At 49.5% G+C, this 22,378-nt stretch carries 34 protein-coding genes; 26 read left to right on the top strand and 8 right to left on the bottom strand.

Going from position 1 to position 22,378, the window contains the following annotated elements; all coding sequences use genetic code 11:
* The first annotated feature begins 36 nt into the window (after positions 1 to 36).
* From rlmKL to rmf, 4 genes are all read left to right on the top strand, one after another.
* Positions 37 to 2,169, top strand: coding sequence for a bifunctional 23S rRNA (guanine(2069)-N(7))-methyltransferase RlmK/23S rRNA (guanine(2445)-N(2))-methyltransferase RlmL (gene rlmKL, locus BZG76_RS06130; RefSeq protein ID WP_077460556.1), 2,133 nt, complete (start codon positions 37 to 39; stop codon positions 2,167 to 2,169).
* Entirely contained in the window at positions 2,166 to 2,420 is a 255-nt protein-coding gene (locus BZG76_RS06125; RefSeq protein ID WP_077460555.1) for a glutaredoxin family protein, read from the top strand. Before rlmKL ends, BZG76_RS06125 begins: the two co-directional genes overlap by 4 nt.
* Positions 2,407 to 4,329, top strand: a complete 1,923-nt coding sequence (gene uup / locus BZG76_RS06120; protein WP_021023219.1) for an ATP-binding cassette ATPase Uup — start codon at positions 2,407 to 2,409, stop codon at positions 4,327 to 4,329. The genes BZG76_RS06125 and uup overlap by 14 nt, the downstream gene beginning before the upstream one ends.
* A 180-nt stretch (positions 4,330 to 4,509) precedes the next feature.
* Positions 4,510 to 4,680 (top strand): ribosome modulation factor, encoded by a 171-nt coding sequence (gene rmf / locus BZG76_RS06115; RefSeq protein ID WP_077460554.1) that lies wholly within the window; start codon positions 4,510 to 4,512, stop codon positions 4,678 to 4,680.
* A 229-nt stretch (positions 4,681 to 4,909) separates the two neighbouring features.
* On the opposite strand, the gene fabA is transcribed toward rmf, so the two are convergent.
* The gene (gene fabA / locus BZG76_RS06110; RefSeq protein ID WP_077460553.1) at positions 4,910 to 5,425 is read right to left on the bottom strand and encodes a bifunctional 3-hydroxydecanoyl-ACP dehydratase/trans-2-decenoyl-ACP isomerase; all 516 of its coding nucleotides are present in this window, start codon (positions 5,423 to 5,425) and stop codon (positions 4,910 to 4,912) included.
* Positions 5,426 to 5,493: 68 nt separating this feature from the next.
* A complete protein-coding gene (locus BZG76_RS06105; protein ID WP_077460552.1) occupies positions 5,494 to 7,149 on the bottom strand; it encodes an AAA family ATPase in 1,656 nt (551 codons plus the stop codon).
* A gap of 187 nt (positions 7,150 to 7,336) precedes the next feature.
* On the opposite strand from BZG76_RS06105, the gene matP reads away from it, so the two are divergent.
* Both matP and BZG76_RS06095 read left to right on the top strand, forming a co-directional pair.
* On the top strand, positions 7,337 to 7,786 hold the full coding sequence (gene matP, locus BZG76_RS06100) for a macrodomain Ter protein MatP (protein ID WP_077460551.1): 450 nt from the start codon (positions 7,337 to 7,339) through the stop codon (positions 7,784 to 7,786).
* A 29-nt stretch (positions 7,787 to 7,815) separates the two neighbouring features.
* Entirely contained in the window at positions 7,816 to 8,106 is a 291-nt protein-coding gene (locus BZG76_RS06095) for a DUF3634 family protein (RefSeq protein WP_077460550.1), read from the top strand.
* Positions 8,107 to 8,222: 116 nt separating this feature from the next.
* On the opposite strand, the gene BZG76_RS06090 is transcribed toward BZG76_RS06095, so the two are convergent.
* The gene (locus BZG76_RS06090) at positions 8,223 to 8,492 is read right to left on the bottom strand and encodes a transcriptional regulator (protein ID WP_131825314.1); all 270 of its coding nucleotides are present in this window, start codon (positions 8,490 to 8,492) and stop codon (positions 8,223 to 8,225) included.
* A gap of 148 nt (positions 8,493 to 8,640) precedes the next feature.
* On the opposite strand from BZG76_RS06090, the gene BZG76_RS15350 reads away from it, so the two are divergent.
* The 20 genes from BZG76_RS15350 (at position 8,641) to BZG76_RS15335 (ending at position 18,360) form a co-directional block, all read left to right on the top strand.
* Positions 8,641 to 8,814, top strand: coding sequence for a hypothetical protein (locus BZG76_RS15350; RefSeq protein ID WP_158011329.1), 174 nt, complete (start codon positions 8,641 to 8,643; stop codon positions 8,812 to 8,814).
* Entirely contained in the window at positions 8,811 to 9,164 is a 354-nt protein-coding gene (locus BZG76_RS06085) for a hypothetical protein (protein ID WP_077460548.1), read from the top strand. Before BZG76_RS15350 ends, BZG76_RS06085 begins: the two co-directional genes overlap by 4 nt.
* On the top strand, positions 9,161 to 9,520 hold the full coding sequence (locus tag BZG76_RS06080) for a hypothetical protein (RefSeq protein WP_077460547.1): 360 nt from the start codon (positions 9,161 to 9,163) through the stop codon (positions 9,518 to 9,520). Before BZG76_RS06085 ends, BZG76_RS06080 begins: the two co-directional genes overlap by 4 nt.
* On the top strand, positions 9,514 to 11,193 hold the full coding sequence (locus tag BZG76_RS06075) for a rolling circle replication-associated protein (RefSeq protein ID WP_077460546.1): 1,680 nt from the start codon (positions 9,514 to 9,516) through the stop codon (positions 11,191 to 11,193). Before BZG76_RS06080 ends, BZG76_RS06075 begins: the two co-directional genes overlap by 7 nt.
* Positions 11,186 to 11,368 carry a hypothetical protein gene (locus tag BZG76_RS06070; RefSeq protein WP_077460545.1) on the top strand — a complete coding sequence of 61 codons (183 nt, stop codon included), beginning with the start codon at positions 11,186 to 11,188 and terminating at the stop codon, positions 11,366 to 11,368. The genes BZG76_RS06075 and BZG76_RS06070 overlap by 8 nt, the downstream gene beginning before the upstream one ends.
* The gene (locus BZG76_RS06065; RefSeq protein WP_077460544.1) at positions 11,365 to 11,799 is read left to right on the top strand and encodes a hypothetical protein; all 435 of its coding nucleotides are present in this window, start codon (positions 11,365 to 11,367) and stop codon (positions 11,797 to 11,799) included. The genes BZG76_RS06070 and BZG76_RS06065 overlap by 4 nt, the downstream gene beginning before the upstream one ends.
* A gap of 18 nt (positions 11,800 to 11,817) precedes the next feature.
* Positions 11,818 to 12,315: a hypothetical protein gene (locus BZG76_RS06060; RefSeq protein ID WP_077460543.1), complete on the top strand. Its 498-nt coding sequence runs from the start codon at positions 11,818 to 11,820 to the stop codon at positions 12,313 to 12,315.
* Positions 12,315 to 12,971, top strand: coding sequence for an ATP-binding protein (locus tag BZG76_RS06055; RefSeq protein ID WP_077460542.1), 657 nt, complete (start codon positions 12,315 to 12,317; stop codon positions 12,969 to 12,971). Before BZG76_RS06060 ends, BZG76_RS06055 begins: the two co-directional genes overlap by 1 nt.
* A gap of 255 nt (positions 12,972 to 13,226) precedes the next feature.
* Positions 13,227 to 14,045, top strand: coding sequence for a major capsid protein P2 (locus BZG76_RS06050; RefSeq protein ID WP_077460541.1), 819 nt, complete (start codon positions 13,227 to 13,229; stop codon positions 14,043 to 14,045).
* Positions 14,046 to 14,055: 10 nt separating this feature from the next.
* Positions 14,056 to 14,385, top strand: a complete 330-nt coding sequence (locus BZG76_RS06045) for a hypothetical protein (protein WP_077460540.1) — start codon at positions 14,056 to 14,058, stop codon at positions 14,383 to 14,385.
* Positions 14,386 to 14,390: 5 nt separating this feature from the next.
* Entirely contained in the window at positions 14,391 to 14,534 is a 144-nt protein-coding gene (locus tag BZG76_RS15345; protein WP_158011328.1) for a hypothetical protein, read from the top strand.
* Between the two features lie 9 nt (positions 14,535 to 14,543).
* Complete coding sequence (locus tag BZG76_RS06040; protein WP_077460539.1) at positions 14,544 to 14,747, top strand: hypothetical protein; 204 nt, start codon at positions 14,544 to 14,546, stop codon at positions 14,745 to 14,747.
* Positions 14,732 to 15,154, top strand: coding sequence for a hypothetical protein (locus BZG76_RS06035; RefSeq protein ID WP_077460538.1), 423 nt, complete (start codon positions 14,732 to 14,734; stop codon positions 15,152 to 15,154). Before BZG76_RS06040 ends, BZG76_RS06035 begins: the two co-directional genes overlap by 16 nt.
* 2 nt (positions 15,155 to 15,156) lie before the next feature.
* The gene (locus tag BZG76_RS06030) at positions 15,157 to 15,645 is read left to right on the top strand and encodes a hypothetical protein (RefSeq protein WP_077460537.1); all 489 of its coding nucleotides are present in this window, start codon (positions 15,157 to 15,159) and stop codon (positions 15,643 to 15,645) included.
* Positions 15,638 to 16,381 carry a hypothetical protein gene (locus BZG76_RS06025; protein ID WP_077460536.1) on the top strand — a complete coding sequence of 248 codons (744 nt, stop codon included), beginning with the start codon at positions 15,638 to 15,640 and terminating at the stop codon, positions 16,379 to 16,381. The genes BZG76_RS06030 and BZG76_RS06025 overlap by 8 nt, the downstream gene beginning before the upstream one ends.
* The gene (locus BZG76_RS06020; RefSeq protein ID WP_077460535.1) at positions 16,378 to 17,154 is read left to right on the top strand and encodes a hypothetical protein; all 777 of its coding nucleotides are present in this window, start codon (positions 16,378 to 16,380) and stop codon (positions 17,152 to 17,154) included. Before BZG76_RS06025 ends, BZG76_RS06020 begins: the two co-directional genes overlap by 4 nt.
* Positions 17,138 to 17,638 carry a hypothetical protein gene (locus BZG76_RS06015; RefSeq protein WP_077460534.1) on the top strand — a complete coding sequence of 167 codons (501 nt, stop codon included), beginning with the start codon at positions 17,138 to 17,140 and terminating at the stop codon, positions 17,636 to 17,638. Before BZG76_RS06020 ends, BZG76_RS06015 begins: the two co-directional genes overlap by 17 nt.
* Positions 17,639 to 17,735: 97 nt before the next feature.
* Positions 17,736 to 17,969 (top strand): hypothetical protein, encoded by a 234-nt coding sequence (locus BZG76_RS06010; RefSeq protein ID WP_241824052.1) that lies wholly within the window; start codon positions 17,736 to 17,738, stop codon positions 17,967 to 17,969.
* Between the two features lie 75 nt (positions 17,970 to 18,044).
* Positions 18,045 to 18,206 (top strand): hypothetical protein, encoded by a 162-nt coding sequence (locus BZG76_RS15340; RefSeq protein ID WP_158011327.1) that lies wholly within the window; start codon positions 18,045 to 18,047, stop codon positions 18,204 to 18,206.
* Positions 18,196 to 18,360, top strand: a complete 165-nt coding sequence (locus BZG76_RS15335) for a hypothetical protein (RefSeq protein WP_158011326.1) — start codon at positions 18,196 to 18,198, stop codon at positions 18,358 to 18,360. Before BZG76_RS15340 ends, BZG76_RS15335 begins: the two co-directional genes overlap by 11 nt.
* On the opposite strand, the gene BZG76_RS06005 is transcribed toward BZG76_RS15335, so the two are convergent.
* The 5 genes from BZG76_RS06005 to BZG76_RS05985 all read right to left on the bottom strand — a co-directional run bounded on the left by BZG76_RS06005 (position 18,352) and on the right by BZG76_RS05985 (position 22,375).
* Entirely contained in the window at positions 18,352 to 18,897 is a 546-nt protein-coding gene (locus tag BZG76_RS06005; protein WP_131825313.1) for an AcrF10 family anti-CRISPR protein, read from the bottom strand. The genes BZG76_RS15335 and BZG76_RS06005 overlap by 9 nt on opposite strands.
* A complete protein-coding gene (locus BZG76_RS06000) occupies positions 18,890 to 19,087 on the bottom strand; it encodes a hypothetical protein (RefSeq protein WP_077460532.1) in 198 nt (65 codons plus the stop codon). Before BZG76_RS06000 ends, BZG76_RS06005 begins: the two co-directional genes overlap by 8 nt.
* A 14-nt stretch (positions 19,088 to 19,101) precedes the next feature.
* The gene (locus BZG76_RS05995; RefSeq protein WP_077460531.1) at positions 19,102 to 19,287 is read right to left on the bottom strand and encodes a hypothetical protein; all 186 of its coding nucleotides are present in this window, start codon (positions 19,285 to 19,287) and stop codon (positions 19,102 to 19,104) included.
* 99 nt (positions 19,288 to 19,386) lie between these two features.
* Positions 19,387 to 19,821 carry a DUF3653 domain-containing protein gene (locus tag BZG76_RS05990; RefSeq protein WP_077460530.1) on the bottom strand — a complete coding sequence of 145 codons (435 nt, stop codon included), beginning with the start codon at positions 19,819 to 19,821 and terminating at the stop codon, positions 19,387 to 19,389.
* 442 nt (positions 19,822 to 20,263) lie between these two features.
* Complete coding sequence (locus BZG76_RS05985) at positions 20,264 to 22,375, bottom strand: ATP-binding protein (RefSeq protein WP_077460529.1); 2,112 nt, start codon at positions 22,373 to 22,375, stop codon at positions 20,264 to 20,266.
* Positions 22,376 to 22,378 lie beyond the last annotated feature (3 nt).

Raw genomic sequence — 22,378 nt, 5'->3', positions numbered from 1 at the left:
ATTATGACAACCACGCCCAGAGGGTGTAGAGACTCAATGAAACACTATCTCGCTATAACCGCTCGAGGTCTCGAGCATTTGTTGGCTCAGGAGCTTGAACAGCTTGGTGCATCCAGCCTTAAGCAAGTCCATGCCGGTGTAAAATTTAAAGCCGACGATTCCACGCTTTATCAATGTTGTTTGTGGAGTCGGGTTGCATCCCGTTTTGTGCTGGTGCTGGGTGAGTTCGCGGTTCGCGATGATATGGATTTATACCTTGGCGCTACGGCGATTAATTGGCCGGATCATTTCCATTCCAGCCAGCGCATAGCGGTTGACTTTAACGGTACTAACCAAGAGATTCGCAATAGCCAATATGGTGCCTTAAAAGTCAAAGATGCGATTGTCGATAAATTTGAAAAAGCCAATCTGCCACGGCCAAGTATTGATCGTGAGCAACCAGACTTACGCATTCACATGCGCTTGTCGAAAGATAAAGGTGTGCTCGGTATTGATATGGTTGGCAGTGGTTTGCACCAACGAGGATATCGTACTCAGGCAGGGGCGGCTCCTTTACGCGAAACCCATGCAGCAGCGTTAGTGTTACGCAGTGGGTGGCAAAGCGGGCAACCTATGATGGATATCATGTGTGGTTCCGGAACGCTTCTGATTGAAGGGGCGATGATTGCCGCGAATGTCGCTCCTGGGCTTAAGCGCAAACGTTGGGGCTTTGAATCACTGCTTGGTTTTGATGACGAGGCTTTTAAAACGATCAAAGCAGAGGCGAGCGTTAAAGCTAAACGCGGGGTGAGCCAATGCCAAACGCGTTTTTATGGGACAGACAATGATGCACGTATGATTGAGACGGCCCGGGCAAACGCCCGACGCGCGGGTGTCGCAGAATTGATCGAATTTAATGTCGCAGATGCCACTGAGGTGGTCCCGCCAGAAGACTTCACCGGAGGGCATATTATCTCAAACCCCCCTTACGGTGAGCGTTTAGGCACGACGCCTGGACTGATTGCGTTGTACACGCAGCTGGGTGACCATCTTAAGCTCGCGTTTGCAGGTAACACTGTCTCTTTATATTCCGGCTCGGACGAGCTGCTTAGTTGTCTGCGGATGCGTGCCGATGACAAGTTTGCACTGCGCAATGGCGCCCTTGATTGTGTAATGAAAACGTATGCCATTACCGCACGTGGCGTGAAAGAGGCAGGAGATGCAGCCCCGACGGTTGACGTTGCTCCTGACTTTGCTAATCGGCTCCGTAAAAACATGACAAAATTGGATAAATGGGCGAAAAAAGAGGCCATCGAGTGTTATCGACTCTATGATGCTGACCTGCCGGATTACAAAGCCGCGATTGATCGCTATCGCGACTTTTTAGTGATCCAAGAATATGCGGCACCTAAGACGATCGCCCCAGAAAAGGCACGTCGGCGATTGCTGGATATGGTGCGTGCTGCCATTGCTGTCACAGGTGTTGATGCGAATAAAGTTGTGCTCAAAACGCGTGAGAAGCAAAAAGGTAATAATCAATACCAAAAGCTGTCAGGTGCCGCGCATACTATGACCGTACAGGAATACGGTGTAACACTTGAGGTTAATCTTTATGACTACCTCGATACCGGCTTGTTTCTCGATCATCGCTACACACGTCGACTAATTGGCGAGAAAGCGGCTGGAAAAGATGTACTTAACCTGTTTGCTTATACGGGAAGTGCATCGGTACATGCAGCGGTCGGTGGTGCACGGTCAACGACCACCGTGGATATGTCGAAAACGTATCTTGCGTGGGCTGAGCGCAATATGAAGCTTAACGGAATGGTCGGGCGTCAGCATCAGTTTGAACAGGCCGACTGCTTGCAGTGGATAGAGCAATCGGACCAACAATTTGATCTTATTTTTGTTGATCCACCGACTTTCTCTAACTCGAAGCGGATGCAGACAACCTTTGACGTGCAACGCGATCACATCGATTTACTATTGGCTCTCAAAGCACGGTTGCGTCAAGGGGGCGAAATTATTTTCTCTAATAACAAACGCCACTTTAAGATGGATCTTGAGCGATTGGCCGATGCCGGACTTAATGCAGAAAATATGAGTAAGCGTTCGATCCCAGAAGACTTTGCACGTAATCCCCATATTCACAATTGTTGGATTATTCAGCATCAGGACGTGGTTGCATGACACTCGTGTTATTCAGTACCGAAGGCTGTCATCTGTGTGAGCAAGCCTGGTCACTTTATCAATCACTCGGTTATCAAACGCCACTTGCAACCCAAGATATTGCCTTTGACGATACGCTCTTTGAGCGTTACGGCGTCACTATTCCGGTGATTGCAATTCGCAATCAAGCAGGAGAGGTGAGCGCAGAGTTAGGCTGGCCGTTTGATCACATACAACTACAAGCTTGGTTATCGCAACATGGCATTAATTAAAATTACCGCTGCGCAGTTAGCGTATGGCGACAATCCATTGTTAGACAAAACAGACTTCATTCTTCAGCCTGGAGAGCGTGTTTGTTTGGTTGGACGTAATGGCGCAGGCAAGTCTACGTTGATGAAGGTCATCGACGGACAAGTGCAACTTGATGATGGCACTATTCAAAGTCAATCCGAGCTTAAAGTCTCACGACTGGAGCAAGATCCACCTCGAGATAGCCCAGGTTCCGTGTTTGACTATGTCGCGGAAGGGCTTGCCGATGCGGGCGATAAGCTTAAGCAATACCATCAACTGATCGCAACGATCGAAACCGATCCTAGCGATCGAAACATCGCCGAGCTGGCAAAGGTACAAGAAGCGCTAGATCATGCCGATGCATGGCGCTTTGATAACCAAATTATGGTGGTTCTTGGTGCCCTTGGGCTGGATGGTAATACCGCGCTCAACGCGTTGTCAGGTGGCTGGCAGCGCAAGGCAGCATTAGCCCGGGCTCTGGTTTGCGAGCCCGATGTATTGCTCCTCGACGAGCCGACTAACCATCTTGATGTATCGACCATTCTGTGGTTAGAGCAATTTTTGAAAGACTTTCGGGGCGCGATCGTATTTATCTCACACGATCGTTCGTTCATCGGCGCCATGGCAACACGCATTGTCGACTTAGATCGCGGTAAGCTGACATCCTGGCCGGGGAATTATCAAGCCTACCTTGATGGTAAAGAAGAGGCACTACGGGTTGAAGCTGAGCAAAACGCTGAGTTTGATAAAAAACTGGCCCAAGAAGAATCATGGATTCGTCAAGGTATTAAAGCACGTCGTACTCGTAATGAGGGAAGGGTGCGAGAACTGAAAGCGTTACGTCAAGAGCGCGCTAACCGCGTAGAGTTACAAGGTAACGCCAACTTGCAACTGGATGATGCAACGCGTTCAGGAAAAATTGTTTTTGAAGCTGAAAACGTGACATTCACTTATCAAGATGAACCGTTAATTAAACCGCTGAGCTTTACGGTGATGCGTGGTGATCGCATCGCGCTAATCGGCCCCAACGGATGCGGAAAAAGCACACTGCTAAAACTGATGCTAGAGACGCTGACGCCCGACAGTGGCTCTTTACATGTTGGCACCAAGCTGGATGTGGCCTACTTTGACCAATACCGCGAAAAACTCGATCCGGAAAAGACCGTGATTGATAACTTGGCGGGAGGAAAAACAGAAGTTGAAGTCGGTGGACGTAAGCGCCACGTGATGGGGTATCTGCAAGATTTCTTATTCCATCCACGACGTGCACAAACTCCGGTAAAGGCCCTCTCGGGAGGAGAGAAAAATCGCTTACTGTTAGCCAAACTTTTCCTCAAGCCTGCGAATCTCTTAGTGCTTGATGAGCCAACAAACGATTTGGACATTGAGACGTTAGAGCTGCTGGAAGACTTACTCTCTCAGTTCCAAGGAACCTTGTTGTTAGTCAGTCACGATCGACAGTTTGTTGATAATACGGTGACCCACAGTTGGATATTTGAAGGGGACGGCACGATCAATAAGTTTGTGGGTGGCTATCACGATGCGCAGCAACAACGTGAGCAATACCTCAAAGCGATTACCCCAAATGATAAAGGTACCCCATCAAACCGTCACGCTGATACGGAACAAAAGACGGCAAAACCGAAAAGTAAACCGCGGAAGCTTTCGTACAAATTACAGCGTGAATTGGAAGGTTTACCTGCGCAGCTTGAAGCATTAGAAAACGAAATTGAAGTCTTGCAATCAGAGATGAATGATCCTGATTTTTTCTCGAAAAGTCAGGAGATTACTCAGCCTAAACTTACCCGATTGGCAGAGGCGGAACACGAGCTTGAGCAAGCGTTTGAACGTTGGGAAGCCTTGGAGGCAATGCAACAAGAGAGTGAGTGACGGTGTCACTTTTGGGGGGAGATGACTCACAGTTTGTCTTTTACAGCAGCGATAGTGCTTGATTAAAAAATGTTCATGATCGAAGCTGTAGTTGATGCTTCATAAAAACGTCATGGACGGGAGCATTCTTGCGAATAGCAAGCGCAGCATTGAACAAGATGGAATGAAGAGGGCGACCCTATGAAAAGACAGAAGCGAGATCGTTTGGAACGCGCACAGTCAAAAGGCTTTCAAGCGGGAGTAAACGGTCGATCGTCTGAGATATGTCCTTACCAACAAACTGATGCAAGAAGCTACTGGCTTGGCGGGTGGCGCGAAGGCAGAACAAGTAAATCAGAGATGATGAAGTAGTCCATTTCCGTAATATGTTTGGCCTTATCATTAGATAAGGCCTTTTTAATACCCACCTAACGCACTATAACTTTATACGTATAATCCTATTTCATTAATTACCTATATGAAAATTCTGAAAATCATTATCACATTAACGTAAGTCTCGAAAGGGAAAGGGAAAGGGAAAATTAACGGGGGAGAACAAATAATAGTAAAGCCGGCGAAGGCACCGGCTTTACTGAAACGCTTAGAATGCCGATGTGTCTTGGAATAGACCGACTTTTAAATCTTTAGCGACGTAAATCTCTTTATCATCGACAAAGACATGGCCATCACCAACACCCATTACCAGTTTGCGATTAATTACACGCTTCATATGAATCTCATAACGAACGCGTTTAGCAGTAGGGAGAACTTGGCCTGTGAATTTTACTTCGCCAACCCCGAGGGCTCGGCCTTTGCCTTCGCCACCGATCCAGCCTAAGAAAAAGCCAACCAGCTGCCACATCGCATCCAAACCCAGACAACCAGGCATAACAGGGTCACCAGGGAAATGACAATCGAAAAACCATAGATCGGGATTGATATCCAATTCAGCGACAATTATGCCTTTATCAAAGTCACCGCCTTGATCGGTAATGTTGGTGATACGGTCCATCATCAACATGTTAGGGGCAGGAAGCTGTGGACGTCCTGGACCAAAAAGCTCACCTTGGCTCGATGCGAGTAGATCATCGCGATTATAGGAATTTTGGCGTTTCATTATATCTAAACTGCTCCTTATTCAATTGCGAGCAGTTTAGCGTACACGTGTACGCCAAACAACTCGGATCAGTACTGGCCAAACCAGTTTTTTACGCGTTTAAACAAACTGTTGCAGCTTTGTTTTTCATCAGTATGAAAATGATTTATTCGATTAGATATTTTTCTTAGTAATGTCTCGTCTTCTTCTCCTGAGAATGGGAGACCCGTCACAAGAGGTAGAGCCTGCTCGACATCATCTACCGCCCAAATATGAAACTGTCCAGCTTTAATGGCTTCAACGACATCATTGCGTAAACAAAGGGATGATAGATTCGTTTTCGGCAACACCACACCTTGCTGGCCAGTTAATCCTCGGTGTGCGCAAACTTGATAGTATCCCTCAATTTTTTCGTTGATTCCGCCAACGGCCTGAACGCGACCAAATTGATCGACGGCTCCCGTTATCGCAATGGCTTGATTAATCGGTTGTTGAGAAAGGGCGCTTACAAAAGCACACAGTTCAGCCAATGATGCACTGTCTCCATCGACTTCGCTATAAGATTGCTCAAACACAATGGATGCCGAATAAGGCAGGGGATCATCAAGATTTAGGGCCACGCTCACAAAGGCTTGCATAATCATCATTCCTTTGGCGTGAATATTGCCGGCTAATTCCGCTTTGCGCTCAACATCGGCAATATCACCGTCACCAGAGTGAACCACACATGATATCCGAGCTGGCTCGCCGTAGCTCAATGGATGACCGGGCACTTCAATCACAGTGAGACCATTGATTTGACCAATATGTTCACCACGCGTATCAATAAAAACTTGTCCTTTGTGTATGTCTTCAATGGCACGCTCTGGCAAATACGCAGCTCGCTGATAACGGCGCGTAATGGCCGCATCAATCGCATTGCCGTCTAATACCTCATCGACCGTCATCAGTGATTCAGCCAATAATTGATGATACCAAATAGGACAAAGTGGCATACGTAACTGATCTTCACTTTCTCGTGCACCCGCTTGGAGTAAACGCACCAGCGCGGAGTCGGAGACACTTAAAGCGGTCAGTGTGGTGACAATACCTTTTAACCAAGAAAAGTAGGGCGTGATATTACTTGCGTTGAGCTCAATATCTTGTTCATACTCAGCATAAGCAGATAAGCCATCGTAAAGGTCAGGCTCGTTAGTTTCAAAATCGGCCAGCCACTGCCTATCGCCAACCAATACCAGTCGAACATCGAGGCTTTCATCGGGCAATTCGGTTATTTGATCGGGACGCGCTGTTTGCCAAGCCAGATTACCTGTCGATAAAAATTGCTTCAGACGCACCCAAACACGAGGTTGTTGCAAAATATCGGAAACTTTTAAAATTAAAACGCCACCGTTGGCTTGATGGAGTAAGCCCGATTTTTTTTGTGACGCTGTCACATTTTTATTATTATCATAAGCAAACCCGAATAGCGTCGACTCTGTAACGGCCTCACCAATTAAAACAGGCGAACTCGGGCATTTTGCGACTAGCTCATCCCGATATGCATTAAGATAGTGTGGAAGATCAGCAGACATGACGGTCAGGCAACGTGTCGGGCACGAAGATGACATCAACCACTGCAGAGCCTGGGTTAAACGTGACTGCAGCGACAGTAGCGTGGCGGCCTCTAAATACTCAAACTGTGCGATGTCTGGGGAAAACTGAGAATAATGTGGTTTGGCATCACGCCAATCAACTTCATGCATGTCTATGATTACTGACTAAGATTAGAATGGTTAAAGCATAAAGGATAACACACTACGGTAATAAAATGGCGCCATAACGAAGGGATAAATAACCAACGGGTAGGGTGCGTATCTAGGTGTGTGATAATTGAACAGGCAGCGAGTTAGTGTTACGCTGTCACTCATTGGCGTGACTGAAGCTTGGCATATGAAATATCAACAACTCGAAAACCTTGAAGCAGGCTGGAAATGGGCCTATTTGGTAAAAAAATGGAAAGATGGTGACGCTGTCACAAAATACATCGACGCAGACGAGGCAAATACTGCCGTTAATGCGTTGCTGGCCCTTGAGCATGAACCCACGCGAGTTGAACAGTGGATTGACAAGCACATGGCGCCATCATTAGATAAAAAACTCAAACAAGCCATTCGTGCCAAGCGAAAACGCCACTTTAATGCTGAGCAAGAGCAAACGCGTAAAAAGTCGATCGATTTAGACTATCGCGTATGGGAAAAGCTGTCGCAAAAGGCCCATGAGCTTGATGCGACCTTGTCTGACACGATTGAATATTTGTTGTCTGAGGCTAACCGCTCAGAAAGTGCCAATAAGCAAGTGGATACGCTAAAGCAAGATCTTAGCAACTTGCTGGATATGTAAAACCTTTTATCAATAAGTGAGCATGCAGTATGGGCTACTTTTTACTGATTTCTTTTGCCATATTTTTCGCATTTATGTTGATCGACCGGCCATTGCTGGTGATAGCGTTTAAGGATGGCCAATTAGTGCGTCATAAAGGCAAAGTACCCAAAGGTTTTTTACATGATTGCCAAGATATAGCTAAACGTCATCCGTTTACGGGGACAGTAAAGGTATATAGCAATCGGTTTAAGCCCGCAAAAGTCGTGCTGTCGCGCAGTATTGATCATCGTACTCAGCAACGAATTAAAAATGTGTTCCCGCATCAGTCATTCAAGTAATTACAATGCACACATTGAGCATCGAGGCAATACGGCGTGAATGGCTCAAACCAGACATGACTAAATGACTCATTTACACTCCCAACATCAGTGCGCATTATATATAGGGTGGTAAATCAATGGGCAGGGCGTGCGCCACCCTCTAACGTCTTGATTAGACGGGCATTTTCCTCTTTTTCTTCCAGTACGCGATAGACAACATTTTGATCGCTTTCCCCCGCCAAATCGACCAGTAAAAAGATTGCTTCCCAGTTAGGAATACTTTTATTAACTCGCCATTTTGAAACCGTGGAGTGTTTCAAGTTTAGTTTTTTCGATAAAGCATAGTCCGAGGGTAGATTCTGCCTGGCTTTTGCTTTGTCCATTAATTCAGTGATTACGCTCATTACTCAACCGTCAATTGATGCCATTTGTTAAATAATAGGCTGACAAAATGATCATATCCATAGTGGAATGGCAGTTGATATGCGAATAGTAGTTGATGTTTAATGCTCGGTGACGTTTTCGTGAACTCGAGCAAAGAGGATCAACAGCATGGAACCAGCCAACGGCAAAGCATGGATTGATAAAATCCGGCGCGATCTCGACTTACCAAAACCAAAACATACCCGTCGCGGTTGTCCTGACCGCCGCTACTCGCGCGAATACCAAATCGCGGCCAAACGTGCCGCACAGGCGAAGCGCGCGCGCTTTTTGGGGGCGGTATGAGTGCAACCACGTCACACAGTTTCGCTCACGCGGAAACGTCAGGCGGCGCGGCTCCTTGTGAGCCGCAAAGCCACTTCACATGGCGTTGCGCCGCGTCCGGCAACGAATACCAAATCTACGAGCAAGGCGACCAAGCGCGCTTTGTCGCGGAGTTCGTCGGCGGCGTGATTTTTATCGCGCCGTGTCAGGTGTTCTACTGCGATAAAGGCCGCGAACCCGCGCTGATGGCGATTTACACGCCAGAGAGCTTGGAGCCTATCGGCGTCATGGTGGAAAGCGTCTTGATGTTTGAGATGTTGGGGGCGTTTCGGCAAGTCGGCGTTCTGGTCGTGGAGGATAGCGAGCTATGAGCATGCGCTTTGAGCTGACAGTAAAAGATTTGGAAGAAATCGCGTGTTGTATCGTCGATTGTGGAATGGACCGCGACGAGGCCAGCGATTACGCGATACAGGCAGCCAGTGAGGCGACGGCCGCGCGCAGGAATAGAACTATTGAGCAATTGACAAATGATTGCCGAAATTTAATCGCTGAGATGCTTGAATCCGGTTTTAAGGTGTTGAATGCAGAGATTTTAATATCGACGGCGCTCGGGGCGGAGTTTTGCAAAGAGGTGGAGCACGTCGAGGCCAATTTGATGAACAGGGTTTTTGATGAAAACGGGGATTTTTCTCTGGTTGAAAAGGCAGCAGTAAGGAAGTCATGCTAGACCAAAACGCCGTCCTATTCGCCACGGCGGGGATCGTCAAAAGTGACCCCGCCAAGATGCGAAAAAATATCTTAAATCCGCAACTAGCCGAAGGCTCCACGCCAGCGGCTTTTTTTGTATCCAAAAATCATGAGTTACACCGTCACCAGTATTATCACCGCCAAAATTTTGCACTCAGTGACAACGAGCGCGAAACCGCCCGCGCAGCGGCGGCACGAAGTGCCGGAGAGCATAGGCTAGTCAAAGGGTGCGAAAGTCCGACAGGACAGAGCAATAAGAAAAAAGCGATTTTGCACAAATCGCGCATGCTAAAAAAATCGATTGACCGTGAAACGGGAAAAAACCTTGTGGATCCGGTTCACGCGGAAAAGTGGAGCGACGGCAGCGCCAGCGCACCGGAGAAAAACCGCCGCTTTGTGGTCTCGCATCAAGAGTGGTCAGGCAAATGGCGCGCCGGAATCCATGTGCAGCCACGGCCAACGGACGCGCCAGACGCGCAAACCGGCGCGCGCTTTACTGAAAACCTGACCGCTAACGCGGTAAGAAAAATTTTTGAAGCGGCGGCATATGTGGCGACGTGTCACGGTGGTTTTACCACGTTTTTAACGCTCACTTTTGACGAGCAAACGCGCCAACGGCTTTTTTGCGCCGATGACGCAGAGCCAGAAACGACCATCGGCCGCGAAGTGTCGCGCTTTTTGGATGGTGCCAAAAAAATGTATCAACGCGGCTGGACGTCAACCTACCAGACCGCGCGCGACGCGGAAAGCGGCCGCCTTTACTGTCCGATTGACAGCCAGCCAACCAAAATCGACGGCGCAGGCCGTGACGCCGATTTTCACTATATGTGGGTCGCGGAGTGTCCAGCGAACGAAGACGGCGAGCCTAACCCGCATGTGCATCTTTTAATGCGCTGGGACGTCGAAAAGCCGTTTTTCTCTAACTGGGCGGCGCGTTTAGAAGGGATTTGGGGCCATGGATTCGCCAAGCTAGAGCGCATCCGTCAGCCAATGGCCGCCGGAACCTACATCATTAAAGCGGTAGGCTATGCGGCGAAAGGTGCCAACGCAGAGCAAGGGTTGATACGCGGCAACCGCTATAACATCGCGCGCGCCAGCCGCGCCCCTGCCTTTGAAGTGGTCGCCAGCTTTGAGGCCGAAAGAATGGGCGCAGTTATCGCCGGATTGCGCGATCAGTTGGAAGCCTGGAAAGCGCCCAGGTTAAAAGCACGTTCCAAGCTCAAAAAGCAGGTGGCGGCCAGTGCTCGGGCGTATTCGATTGTGAAAAAGTCCAAAAAACTCACGCAAGCGCAAATCGATACACGGCTAGAAAAATTAAAAGCGCGGCTAAAACAAGCAGATAGCCAGATAGACGCTATCAACGCCGAAATCAAAGCGCGCGGCGTGACTGTTTCGCGTGACCATCCGTTAGTACACTTTGACGGCGCGCACGCTGAGTTGAATCTCAATAGCTTTTTAGTCTATGCCGCCGGTGCGAAAGGCTGGAGCATGGCCGAAACGCGATTAGACAAAGACAGCGGCGCGCACTATTGCGCGCTCGACTGGCAGCCAATACGCCAGCAAGCGGCACAAGAGCTAGGCAGCAAAGACGCCGCGCGGCGCTTTGCTGAGAGTGTCGAACAACTAAAAACAACAGAGAGCAGTTATGGATAACCAACGTCAGTTAATCAACGAGCTAGAAAAAGAAACGCAAACGCTAAGCACCGCGCCGATGATCGGCGTAAAAGTCGCGGCACCGCTGCGGCTGTTAATCGTGTGGATGCGCGGCGTTGTGAGTGAGTTGAAACACATCAAAGAACGGTTGGACGAATTGGAGGCGCGCCAATGACACTACCCAAACGCAAAACCAAAAACGAAGCCATAGGCGTTAAACGCTGCGGCTGTGGTGACGTGATGACCATTCACCGCGCGGCCGGAACCCGCGCGGGGACGCTTTATAGCATTTGCGATAAATGCGGCGTTGACCAGCGCAACGGCGACGCGCCGCAGGCGTTTTTTGCCGATCACGTTGACAGCCTCGAAGCCTTGGCGGCCAGCGAGGCCGCGCCAGCATTAGGCCAAGAGACCGAAACAGGGGGCGAAACAGGGGCGGAAATCATGGCGGTAGAGGCCGCCAACGATGACGAAATGATGGCGACTGAGGCCGAAACCGAGGGCAAGACGGGGGCGGCACCGTTCGCCCTTGTGGCCGCTATCGTGGGCGGCCTTGTTGGCCTATTGGCCTTGGCCGCCAAACTCAAAGAAACACCACAAACATAAAAAATAATAGGGCTAGGTATGGAAAACACAGAGCAAGAAAGCGCGCAGCATGACGCGCTATTAGAAGAACTCGCGGCCTATGACGCCGCCAACGATCCAAACATTAAGGCCGAAACCGAGCAGGCAGAGCAGGCCGAGCAGGCCGAAGCCGAGGCCGAACAGGCCGCCGCCGAAATGGCCCCAATGTCGGCCATGTTTGCATTGATGGGGATTGAGCAGGCGATCAAAGCGTTTGTGCATCCGCGCTTTGAAATCAGCGACGAGCGCCGCGAACAAGTCGCGCGCGATTGTGCGCCAGCACTCATTAAGTACGGCGCAATCTTGCCGCAATGGCTGGCCGAATACGAGGCCGAAATCATGGCGGTTAAAGCCGTTGGCGGTCTAACCATTGAATCAGTCGGCCAGGTGAAACGCCTACAGGCCGAAGATAACGCCGCGCTGGCCGCGATGCAGGCCGATGAAGCGGCCAACGATGACGACGAGACCGACGACGAGACCAAGGAGGACGCGGCATAATGCAACCCATCAACGCGAACAACGCGCTAAGAAACGGCCATATCTGGATCGCTGGCATGTCGGAGAGCGGAAAAACCAGCTATGCGAAAAAGCATACGCTCGAAAAAACCGATCACGTCCTGATTTTTGACCCGTTCGGCGATTACGAGGGCAAGCTAGCAGGCTTGAGCGTGCGCACGTTTGATAAGCTCGCCGATGTGTACCAAGCGGCCAACGCGGCGCGCGCGAAACAATCCGGCTTTCGTATCGCATGGCACCCCAAACGCGCCACCAAACCCGCCGATTTTGACAAGTTTTGCCAGCTCGCGTGGGCGCTTGGCGACGGCAACAAACAGCCGTTAAAAGTGCTACTCGAAGAAGTCGCGGAGCATTCCGAGACCGCAGGCAAGGCCAGCGGCTACCACGGCCAGATATTGCGCGTGGGGCGAAAATTTAACATTCACACGATCAATTTGTTTCAGCGCGGCCAAGAAGTATCAAAAACCATTTTAGATAACTGCCGCCGCTGCGCGGTGCTGATGCAAAAAACCGAGGACTCGGCGCGCTACATCCAGCAAAAAACCGGCATTCCCGCCGAAGAAATCGCGACACTTGCCCAGCTCGAATACATCGAGCAGGACGGCAAGGACTGGACGCGCGGAAAAATCCGCTTCTAAAACGTGATGAAAGTCACAAAGTAGAAAGGGCGAGGGCTATAGGCTCCCGCCCTTTTTTTTGCTTGAAAGTATGGCGGCGCGGGGTGTTGCAATAGTGGCTCGTTAATCACTGCTTTTTTTTAGACAAAGGGCGAAACCATGAAAAAAACCACTATGACCACTATCACGATTGCAGCGGTTGTCGCTGCGGTTGTCGTTTGGGCATCCAATAACGTTGATGCAGTTGAAGACGCGATCGGGTAAGGAGCGCAAAGCATGTTTTACAATCCACGACCAAAAGAGCTAGATCCGGTTGAGGGCGTTTATTGGGGACGCCAAGCGCATTTGCGCTTGGTAACGGGCCCAACGTATCAGCAAATTGAGCTGGTGACGAATATCAAAGACCCCGCCGATATTGACTATGTACGGCTCACGCTTAACGGCTCGCCCGTTGTTGATGTGACAGGTCAAGACTTGGTAGACATCCAAGAGCATCGCGGCAACTACGTCGAAGATGGACGCTATACCATCCCATTTGCTGATCTGACCATGAAGACGAAACAGGGCATGCGTCATGGCGAATTGGTCACGCTGCCTGGCGAGTTATGGATGCTGTATATCCAACTCAAAAACAAAGACGGCAACGCCGCGCCGCCGATGATTGAAGCGCGCGCGCACACCACCGCCGCCCAGGCAGAGCGTTATTTTCTGCCCGAGCTGAAAACGTTCACCTGGAACGGGTCGAAAGTTGGCCGACAGATGTTCGATTACCCCGAGCGCAGCCCCTTTAACTCGATTAAGCGCATGCACTTTCAAACCGATGATATTGCGCGCGTTCGTGTCGTGCGTGATGACGTCGAAGAAATCAACGTGACGCGCGAAGATAACGGATTCGACTTGCGTGTGATGGGCCTTGAGCAAAACAGCGGTTATTTCTCGCTGGACTTTGTGCGACACGGGTTTGGCTCAGAAGGCAAGCTCAATACAGCAGCACAGCGCCAACTCGGCTTTGAGCTGGATTTAGAAGAAATCGGCCCGATTAACGTGTTGGTGGAAGGCATCAAGCAGGTCAAGCCATTACCAAACCGAAATTAAGGGGGGATGAATGGCGATCTCGAAAAAAAACACCAATGATGCAGACGTGAAAGGCGATGTGAGCTGGCTGGACGGGATTTTAGAAACGACGGGCGAACTGGTTGGCGGCATATATGAAGATGCTGCCGATATTGGCAAAGAAGCCGCCGGAAGCTGGTTTGATAACCAAAAAGCGGCGGCCCAATCGGCCAATCCGGAAAATAACCGCGTACCAGAGCCAGCACAAACACCCAACGGCCAGCCGCTCAAGCAAGGTTTTAGCATGTCGAATCCGTACGTGATCGGCGGCGGGTTTGGCTTGCTGGTGCTAATCATCCTCGTTCTGTTGGTAAAGGAGTAATAGCGATGCCGTTTGCAATTCCGTTGGGTTACGCGGCCGTGGCCGCCACGGCGGGCGGTTTGGGGCTGTGGTTTGGCTCTGAACTGTCCAAAAAGCTTTGGCTTTTCTTGCTGTTGGCCGCGCTTTACTACCTGTACCAGAAAAAATAAGGGGGCGCTATGGATCCAGCAACGATGGGCGCGCTCGCCAAGGGCGCGAAAGGGAATAGCCTTGACTGGGGCGCGGGGCCGTCGAGTGCCTACGGCCAGACCAGCAACACGCAGAACGCCGGAAATATCCATTTAGGTAACGTGCTGTTTCCGGCGTGGTTCCTGATTGCCTTGATTGCTTTGGGCGGGTGGTACGCATGGAAACACATCTAACCTTCATCACACCCAACACACCAGAGGCCAGCGCCGCCGCCGTGCAGTTGCGGCGCGCCTACTCGCACCTTGAAAACGGTCAAAAGCACTTTGCCGATATTTGCAAAATGATCTCAAGCGGCGCGGCGGGGGTGTATCTCGCGCACGACGACAAAACCGCGCTTTATATCGTCGGGGAGACCGTCGGCAACGATTACCACTTGCTAGCCGTTGGCGGTCGCGGCCTACGCCGTGGCATTAATGCGCTAATTGCACAAGCCAAAAAAGCCGGATTTGAGGCGATTGTGTGGGAGACGGCAAAGCGCGGCGTGCGGCGGCTGCAAGCCGTGTTTGAAGGTGTGACGGTGTCACAAATAGAGCAGGGCGAGGGCTTGCCGCCACTCACTTTGCATAAATTGGAGCTTTAAACATGGGCGGTTCATCAAGTAGCAGTGCAGCAAAAAACTATAACACCAATGTCAGCGGCCAGAATGCCATACAAGGCGATAACCTGGGCGTGGCGATTTCCGGCGTCAATGGCTCGACCATTAACGCCACGGTCACGGATCACAATGCGGTTAATCGCTCGTTTGATTTAGCTGACAACTCAATGAGTAAATCGTTTGAGTTTGCCGAGGAATCATTAAACGCAGTAACCGAGGCACAGCAAGACGCGATGCAAGCGCAAGCCGTGCAAAGCTCGGAATCAATGCAAATGCTGCAAGGTCTAGCAGGCAATCAAGCCGAGCAAAACGCAAAAAGCATTAAGGCGCTAAAAGAGCTAGCACAGAAAAAACGCGATCAAGAAAGCGGCGGCAACGAGTCAGCGCAACAAACGTTCGTTTGGATCGTCGCGTTGTCAGTAGTCGGGATGTCGGCGGTAACATTTATGGCCGTTCGGAGTATCAACAATGTTTGAGAAATTTGTACAAGCGCGCGAAACCTTTGATTTTCCAGTGTCCGGCACGTTTTTATACATCATGGAAGCGCCAGCGTCGGGGCTGTTGGTAAAAGCAGGCGATACCGTGCAAACGCTTTACGCGCGCGACCAAATCAGCAATTTAAACTTACGCGGCTCAGTAACCGTGCAAAACCTTGGCGATGCGGGCTGGGTGCGTGTGCGTTACGGCTTTGGCCAGTTTGAGCCCTCGCCGGAAAATATGGGCGTTAAAGTGCGCGAAATGCCACCTGTAGCAGTGGAAAGCCTGCCAGGGGTGGCAGTTAAAAGCCTGCCAGCGGTGGCAGTTAAAAGCCTGCCAGGGGTGGCAGTTGAAAGCCTCCCCGCAGTAAGTGTCGAAGACTTGCCACCGGTCAAGGTGAGCGAATTGCCGCGCGTAAAAATTGAAAACGGACAAGCCGTGGCCGTGTATGCCAAAAACCCGCTAAACGTGCGACCCGTGAAGCCAAGCCACTGGCAAACGCAAACGCTCACGCTCGACGAGAGCGGACGCGCAGAGTTGGACGCCAACGCCGCGCGCTTGTCGATGACCATCACGACAGCGGCAGCGGTGACGGCATACCCGAGCGCCGACGATGCCAGCGCAAAAACGAACGGCCTACCGATTAACCAAGAATTTGAAACCACCGTGACAGGCGGCCTTGTGTTTGTCGGTGACGCGGAAACAGAAATCACAATCACGGAATTTTGCCAATGAATAAAAAATCGTTACCTGAAGGAATGCCGGAAGGCTCAAACCGTAACAAGATAGAATGGATCGCGCGCAACCTAACGCCGCCGCGCTTTAAGCAGCTTTATCCGGTAACCAATCCAAAGACGAACGCATTCAGCATTGTGGATGCGATGGGCGCGAAGTATGAGCAATTGATAAGAAAAGATAATTTTTATCCAGCCAATAAGTTTTTAGGGTTTGGCGATTGGAGCGCAAAAGACGTCGAAGACTATGTAAAAAGTGTTAAGAACCCGATGGAGGAAGCAATAGATAATATATCTACAAAATACCGCTTGTTAATGAATTATGATTTTTCGTTTGGGTTCGAATTTCATAAAGACGACGACATAGGAGCAATGAAAAAAGAGCTGGAAAGTCTTTATGTGATTTTACGTCTAAAAGGCAAGGATGAGTCGAGCACCGAAATTTTATCAGTGTTGCCGTGCAAAGGGTTTTTAAATCAATCTAGCAGTTATTCGGATTATTTGCGATTGAGTGGCGCGGGGTCGGCGTTAATCAACTTTGATTTAGAAAATGTAATTGAATTGCCGTCAGGTCAAGAGTCAGAGCCAATCTGGAAGCCGCTAGAAATGCTAATCACACCAGTGGCGGAGCTAAGCGACGAGCAGGCGGAAAAGTTCGAGGGCAAATATATAATAAGTGGCCTGAATATAAAGTACCCGCGCCGCCATTTTGATGTTGTGCTATCTGGACCGGAGCAAAATTTAGAATTACCGACATATGCACTACCAAGTTAAAATCACGCTGACAATTGCCGCGTTCGCCGCTGTATTGATGCTGGCGCGGCTTAACAAAGGAAAAAACCCAATGACGGTATTAAGTGACAAAGAGCGCGGCATTCGCAATAAAAATCCGCTCAATATCGAATACTCCAAACATAACGATTGGCACGGACAAATAGGCCATGACGGCCGTTTTGCCATTTTTTCCAGTCCCGTTTACGGCTTTCGCGCAGCGGCGCGGATTATCGCCAATTACCGCGAAAAATACGGCCTCGACACCTTGGCAGGCGTGATCGGCCGCTGGGCACCCAAAAGCGAAAATAACACCGCTGCCTATATCGGCTATGTAGCAGATAAAACCGGTTTAACGCCGAACAGCGTGATTGATGAAAGTAATTTGGTGTCAGTGCTCGCGGCAATGGTCGCGTTTGAAAACGGCGCGGAGTATGCCAGCTACTACGACACAGACACGATAGCCAAAGGGGTACAGCTAGCATGAAAAGCAAAGAGCTAACCGCGCGCGTGGCGGTCGGTATTATCACGATGGTGGCGGGAACCATCATCATTAAACAACTCAAAGCAAACGGGGTGATCTAGTGATTGCGCAATTTTTCAAAGAATACATTAGCCAGGGCAGCACGTGGAAAGGGCTTGCACTGCTTGGCAGTGCGGCGGCGGGCGTGCTCGGGTACGGTGATTTAGTGTCCGTGTCGGTCGCCAATGACGGCTTACAGTTCGGCGGCGTGCTTGGCGTGGCCGTGCCTACCTTAATCGGCGCGTATGAAGTGGCGCGCAACGAATACCGGAGCGCGCAGCATGGCAAACAGTGAATTTTTATTAATGCTGTTTCTGTTTTGGCTGACGCTTGCTGTATTAAAAGCGGCTGGGCCTAAGCGGGGGAGCTTATGGAATTAACACAATATTTGATCATGTCCGGTGTAACGGGCTTAATGACCAGCGTTGCAACCGTGGTCGCGTTAAAAGTCGATATTCGCTGGATGAAAAACACGCTGGAAGATCATGAAAAGCGTTTGCGAAAGATTGAGGGGGTAAGCTGTGGCAAGTAAGTCAATGACCGTTCGCCAGGCAGGCCGCAAAGGCGGCCAAGCAACGGCGAAAAAATGGAAAAATAATAAGCGTTGGGCGGCACAAATGCGCAAAAAATTGCGCGCCGCCGGAAAGAAAGGCGCACGCGCAAAAAAGCAAGGTAAGTTATTTTAAGCGGCCACGGCCGCTTTTTTTACGCAGTTCGAAAATCATATTCTCAACTTCGGTGATAATTTCATCAAACGGCAAATAATCATCAATCGGCTGTAAGCCTAAATGATCGCGCATATCAAATACGGACGCTAATTCATCACTTTGATTCATTAAGATATTACTTTCGACGCGCTCAACGCCTGTGATGTTGCCTTCATCGTCACGGTTCAGGTTTTCCGAAAGCCGCACGATCCCCATGTCAGTGATTAAATTAAATGTCACCATTTCATATAAATTAACGTCATTTTCGTCAGTAAAAGATTCAATATCGTGGTCGTCAACTTGAAAAAGCGGTGTGATTGACATAGTAAGTACCTTTTTGCGTTCGTCAGTTAAAAAGCGCGTTAATGCGTAGCGCGTCAAATGGTCGATGCCTGCTTTGCATTCGCCGCGCTCGATGCGGCCAATTGTGCTTGGCGAAATCGCGTAGCCGGTCAACTCTTTAATAATGTTGGCGGCCTCGGCGCGGCTGCCCAGCCGCGCGATAATCTCAGTCATGGTTAAAAGCTGCATTGTCTGCCTCGTCTGCCTCAATTTCTGACTTTAACTTTTTTAATTCATCAATAGCGCCGTCGTAATACGCATCAATGATACGCTGTTGAAAGTCATCACAGCCAAAAATATCAGCTGAATAACCGACATTTAATGCAGCAATGCGCGAATCAATCCGTTTTATAATGTCGCTCATAATCGTTACCTTGTTTATATGTCAGAAACAACTTGCGCTAAATCATCACATTCGATCATGTCGTAATTGTCCAGCCATTCCAGCGCGTGATCCCACTCAATATCTACAAACTGGTAAGGGTGGCGAATTGGCGTGATACGTGCGTATTTAACGCCATCTAAAAAAACGGTTTCGATAGATAGTGCGTTACGATGTTTCATAATGTTTACCTTGTGTTGCTGAATGTGTGTTAACTGTATCGTGCGATTCGCACCGCGTCTAGTGCGATTCGCACGAAATATCCCAAGATGTGACAAACATCACTTTTTCAGTTTGTCGCGGGTGGGGATCCACGGCGCGGCCTTGGCGCGACGGCCACCGCGAAACGGCGCGGGATGCGCGCGCGGCGGCTGCACCGGAACGCGGCCTTTGATGTGGCCGTGACGCCGTAACAATTCCAAATACTCACCACGCCAAATCGGGTAAGCGTCCAAGTCTTTGGGGTTAAATGTGTGACCCTCGGGCGTCACTAAAAACCCGTTTTCTTCATCAACCCGAAACCCCGCCCAGCGGCTATCATTCGGCAAATAGCCGCGCGCTTTGATAATCAGCAGCTTTTCAGCCATAGGGTTGGGCGGCGTGGTCCCGTCTAACCAGCGTTTGACGGTCACGGCTTTGACGTGGAAATACTGCGCGCCAGCCTCTAAAGAGTCGAACTCACGCCAAAAAAGCGCGCGAAAAGAATCAATCAACATCGATCAACCTCACAAAATGAAATCGGTTTTTGTGGATTTTTTCGATTGATGCGCGCACAAGTAATCGGAAAAAACGATTAACGGCCGCGCAAGGGAAAAACCAGACAAAACAGGCAAAAACGCGGCACAGGCGAAAGATACAGAAACCAAGGCAGAGAAAAAACAAGAATATCAATGAAAGGCTGATTATTCGGGGGCTGGTGAGGATGTCGCGCAAAATATCCGGCATGTGTTAACAAATCGCGCCTTGGTGCGCATTATATATATTATGTTAAATATGGTATTGGATAAGGTTTCCATGTGGGGTCATGCTATCGCGCACTGCTCTTTTTGGTTGCCATTGAACGTAATTAGCAATTTACCATAAAATAGCTAATTACTACTTCCTTTAATCGTCATTATTCCAACACGTTTGGTCTAATTCGATTCAACTCAGCGGTAATTAGTGATCAGAAAGCGTTAACGGCTGATGCGTGTAAAGCACCGCACTCAGACTCGCTGCTCGCACTGGCTTAGTGACAAAGTCGTTCATGCCAGCCCGAACACAGCGTTGCTTGTCCTCGTCCATGGCATTGGCGGTTAAAGCAATAATGGGCTGCTTAAAGCCAGATGCGCGTAACGCTTTTGTTGCGGCAATGCCATCCATGACTGGCATCGACATATCCATTAAAATAATATCAAATTCAGTCTGCTTTACATGCTCTAGCGCTTCTTCGCCGTTTGCTGCAAGCACCACAGTGTGGCCTTGCTTTTCTAACATCAAACGCACAACCATCTGATTGGCGCGGCTATCTTCAGCGACTAAAATCACCATAGGTTGCACATTGCCTGCCGGTATCGCCGGCGTTGGCTGATGTTTTTCGGCATCTTGTGGGGTCGCAACAATGGGCAAGCGAACACAAAAGTCTGTGCCCTGGCCAAGCTCACTGTCTACATCGATACGTCCACCCATCATCTCAACCAGTTTTTTACAGATGGATAAACCAAGGCCTGTTCCACCAAACCGACGAGTAATGCTGCCGTCTGCTTGGGTAAAGGGATCGAAAATGCGTCCAATCTGGCTTTCATCAATGCCAATTCCCGTGTCTTTTACCCTCAGGATCAGTACATCACCATTCGTATTAAGTGACACTGTCACACCGCCTTGATCGGTAAACTTTAATGCGTTGGCTATTAGGTTAAGTAAAATCTGAGTAAAGCGATTCTCATCCATATAAAGCGTATCAGGGACAGAGGGAGACACTGATGCGGATAAATGGATACGTTTTTTATCGGCACGTTCAATGAGCTGTTGATAAACGTTAGTGACACAGTCACTTGGCTTCATTAAGGAGGGAGAGAGGGAAAAACGATTTGACTCAATTTTAGATAAATCAAGCACATCACTGATTAATGTCAATAGCAGTTGAGCGGATTTATCCATCTGCCCTACCCACTCCTTTTGCTCTAAGGTTAGCCGCGAATGTTGTAGTGCATCAATCAAGCCCAATACCGCATTTAGCGGCGTTCGTATTTCGTGGCTCATTACAGCAAGAAACTGTGATTTGGCGTTATTGGCCAGTTCAGCCTGACGACGCGCTTGTTGCAGCTCGACAACGCGACGCTTGGTGGCGGTAATATCTTTGGCGGTGCCGCGATAGCCTGACAATTGCCCTTTTTTATTGTAGCAAGGTCGGCCAGAGAGGCTTACCCAGTAGTCATGCGCACGAGATGCAATATGCCACTCAATGTCACTAAAAGATTCTTCGCGGGATATAAGCTGTTCAAGCCGTGCTTTTAATTCTTTATCTGATTTTATTTTCGCCAGCAATGCCTCGGCATCAATATGGATATCTGTATTAGGCGAAGATAGATACGTGAGCTGAAACGCATTATCAAGCTCCCAAAACCAGTCACTTGCTGTTTGTGCAAAATCCTGGAAGCGTTGACGACTAGCATTAAGCTCCTGGGTTCGGCTACTGACAAGCGCATGCAAGCGGTGTCGATAGTCGATATCCATAATGGTCCGCTCGATCAATGGACGAAATCGATCGACGACCTGCTGAGCTTCGTTATTGAACGAATCACGACGATGTGAAAATAAAATCAGCATGACTTCGCTGTCATTGACCGTTAAGCCGCTGATCAGTGCTGTACCCTGAAGATAACTGGCATATTGATGGGTTAAGCAGTGAAGCTCTTTGATCATGCCTGGCTTATAAATAGCAACCGTCTCTCCTTTTACACAACGGTGAAACACGTCCCCTGTTTGCCACGTTACCGTTTCTAGCAATCGCTCCGTAGACACTAAACAGCGAAACGCATCTTCCGTTTCACGATTACGACTCAGCGCGACCGCACTATCAAAATTCACATAGCGATGAATAACGTCGAGCAATGACGCAAAGATATCTGTCTTCGATGTGGCTTCTGTCATAGCAGAAATGGCAGACAGAATTGCATCGTTCTCTTCTCTTAACCGTTTTTCTCTGGCCTCAACGCGGCTGAGTTCAAATAAGGTTTCTTGCAACGATTCAGAGTCTGAACGTTCAGAAGCCGATAAGCGTTTCGACATCTT

The sequence above is a fragment of the Salinivibrio sp. AR647 genome, from assembly GCF_001995415.1.
Classification (GTDB): Bacteria; Pseudomonadota; Gammaproteobacteria; order Enterobacterales; family Vibrionaceae; genus Salinivibrio; species Salinivibrio costicola.
Note: the sequence above shows the minus strand (reverse complement) of the source record. Positions and strands in the feature narration are given on the sequence as shown.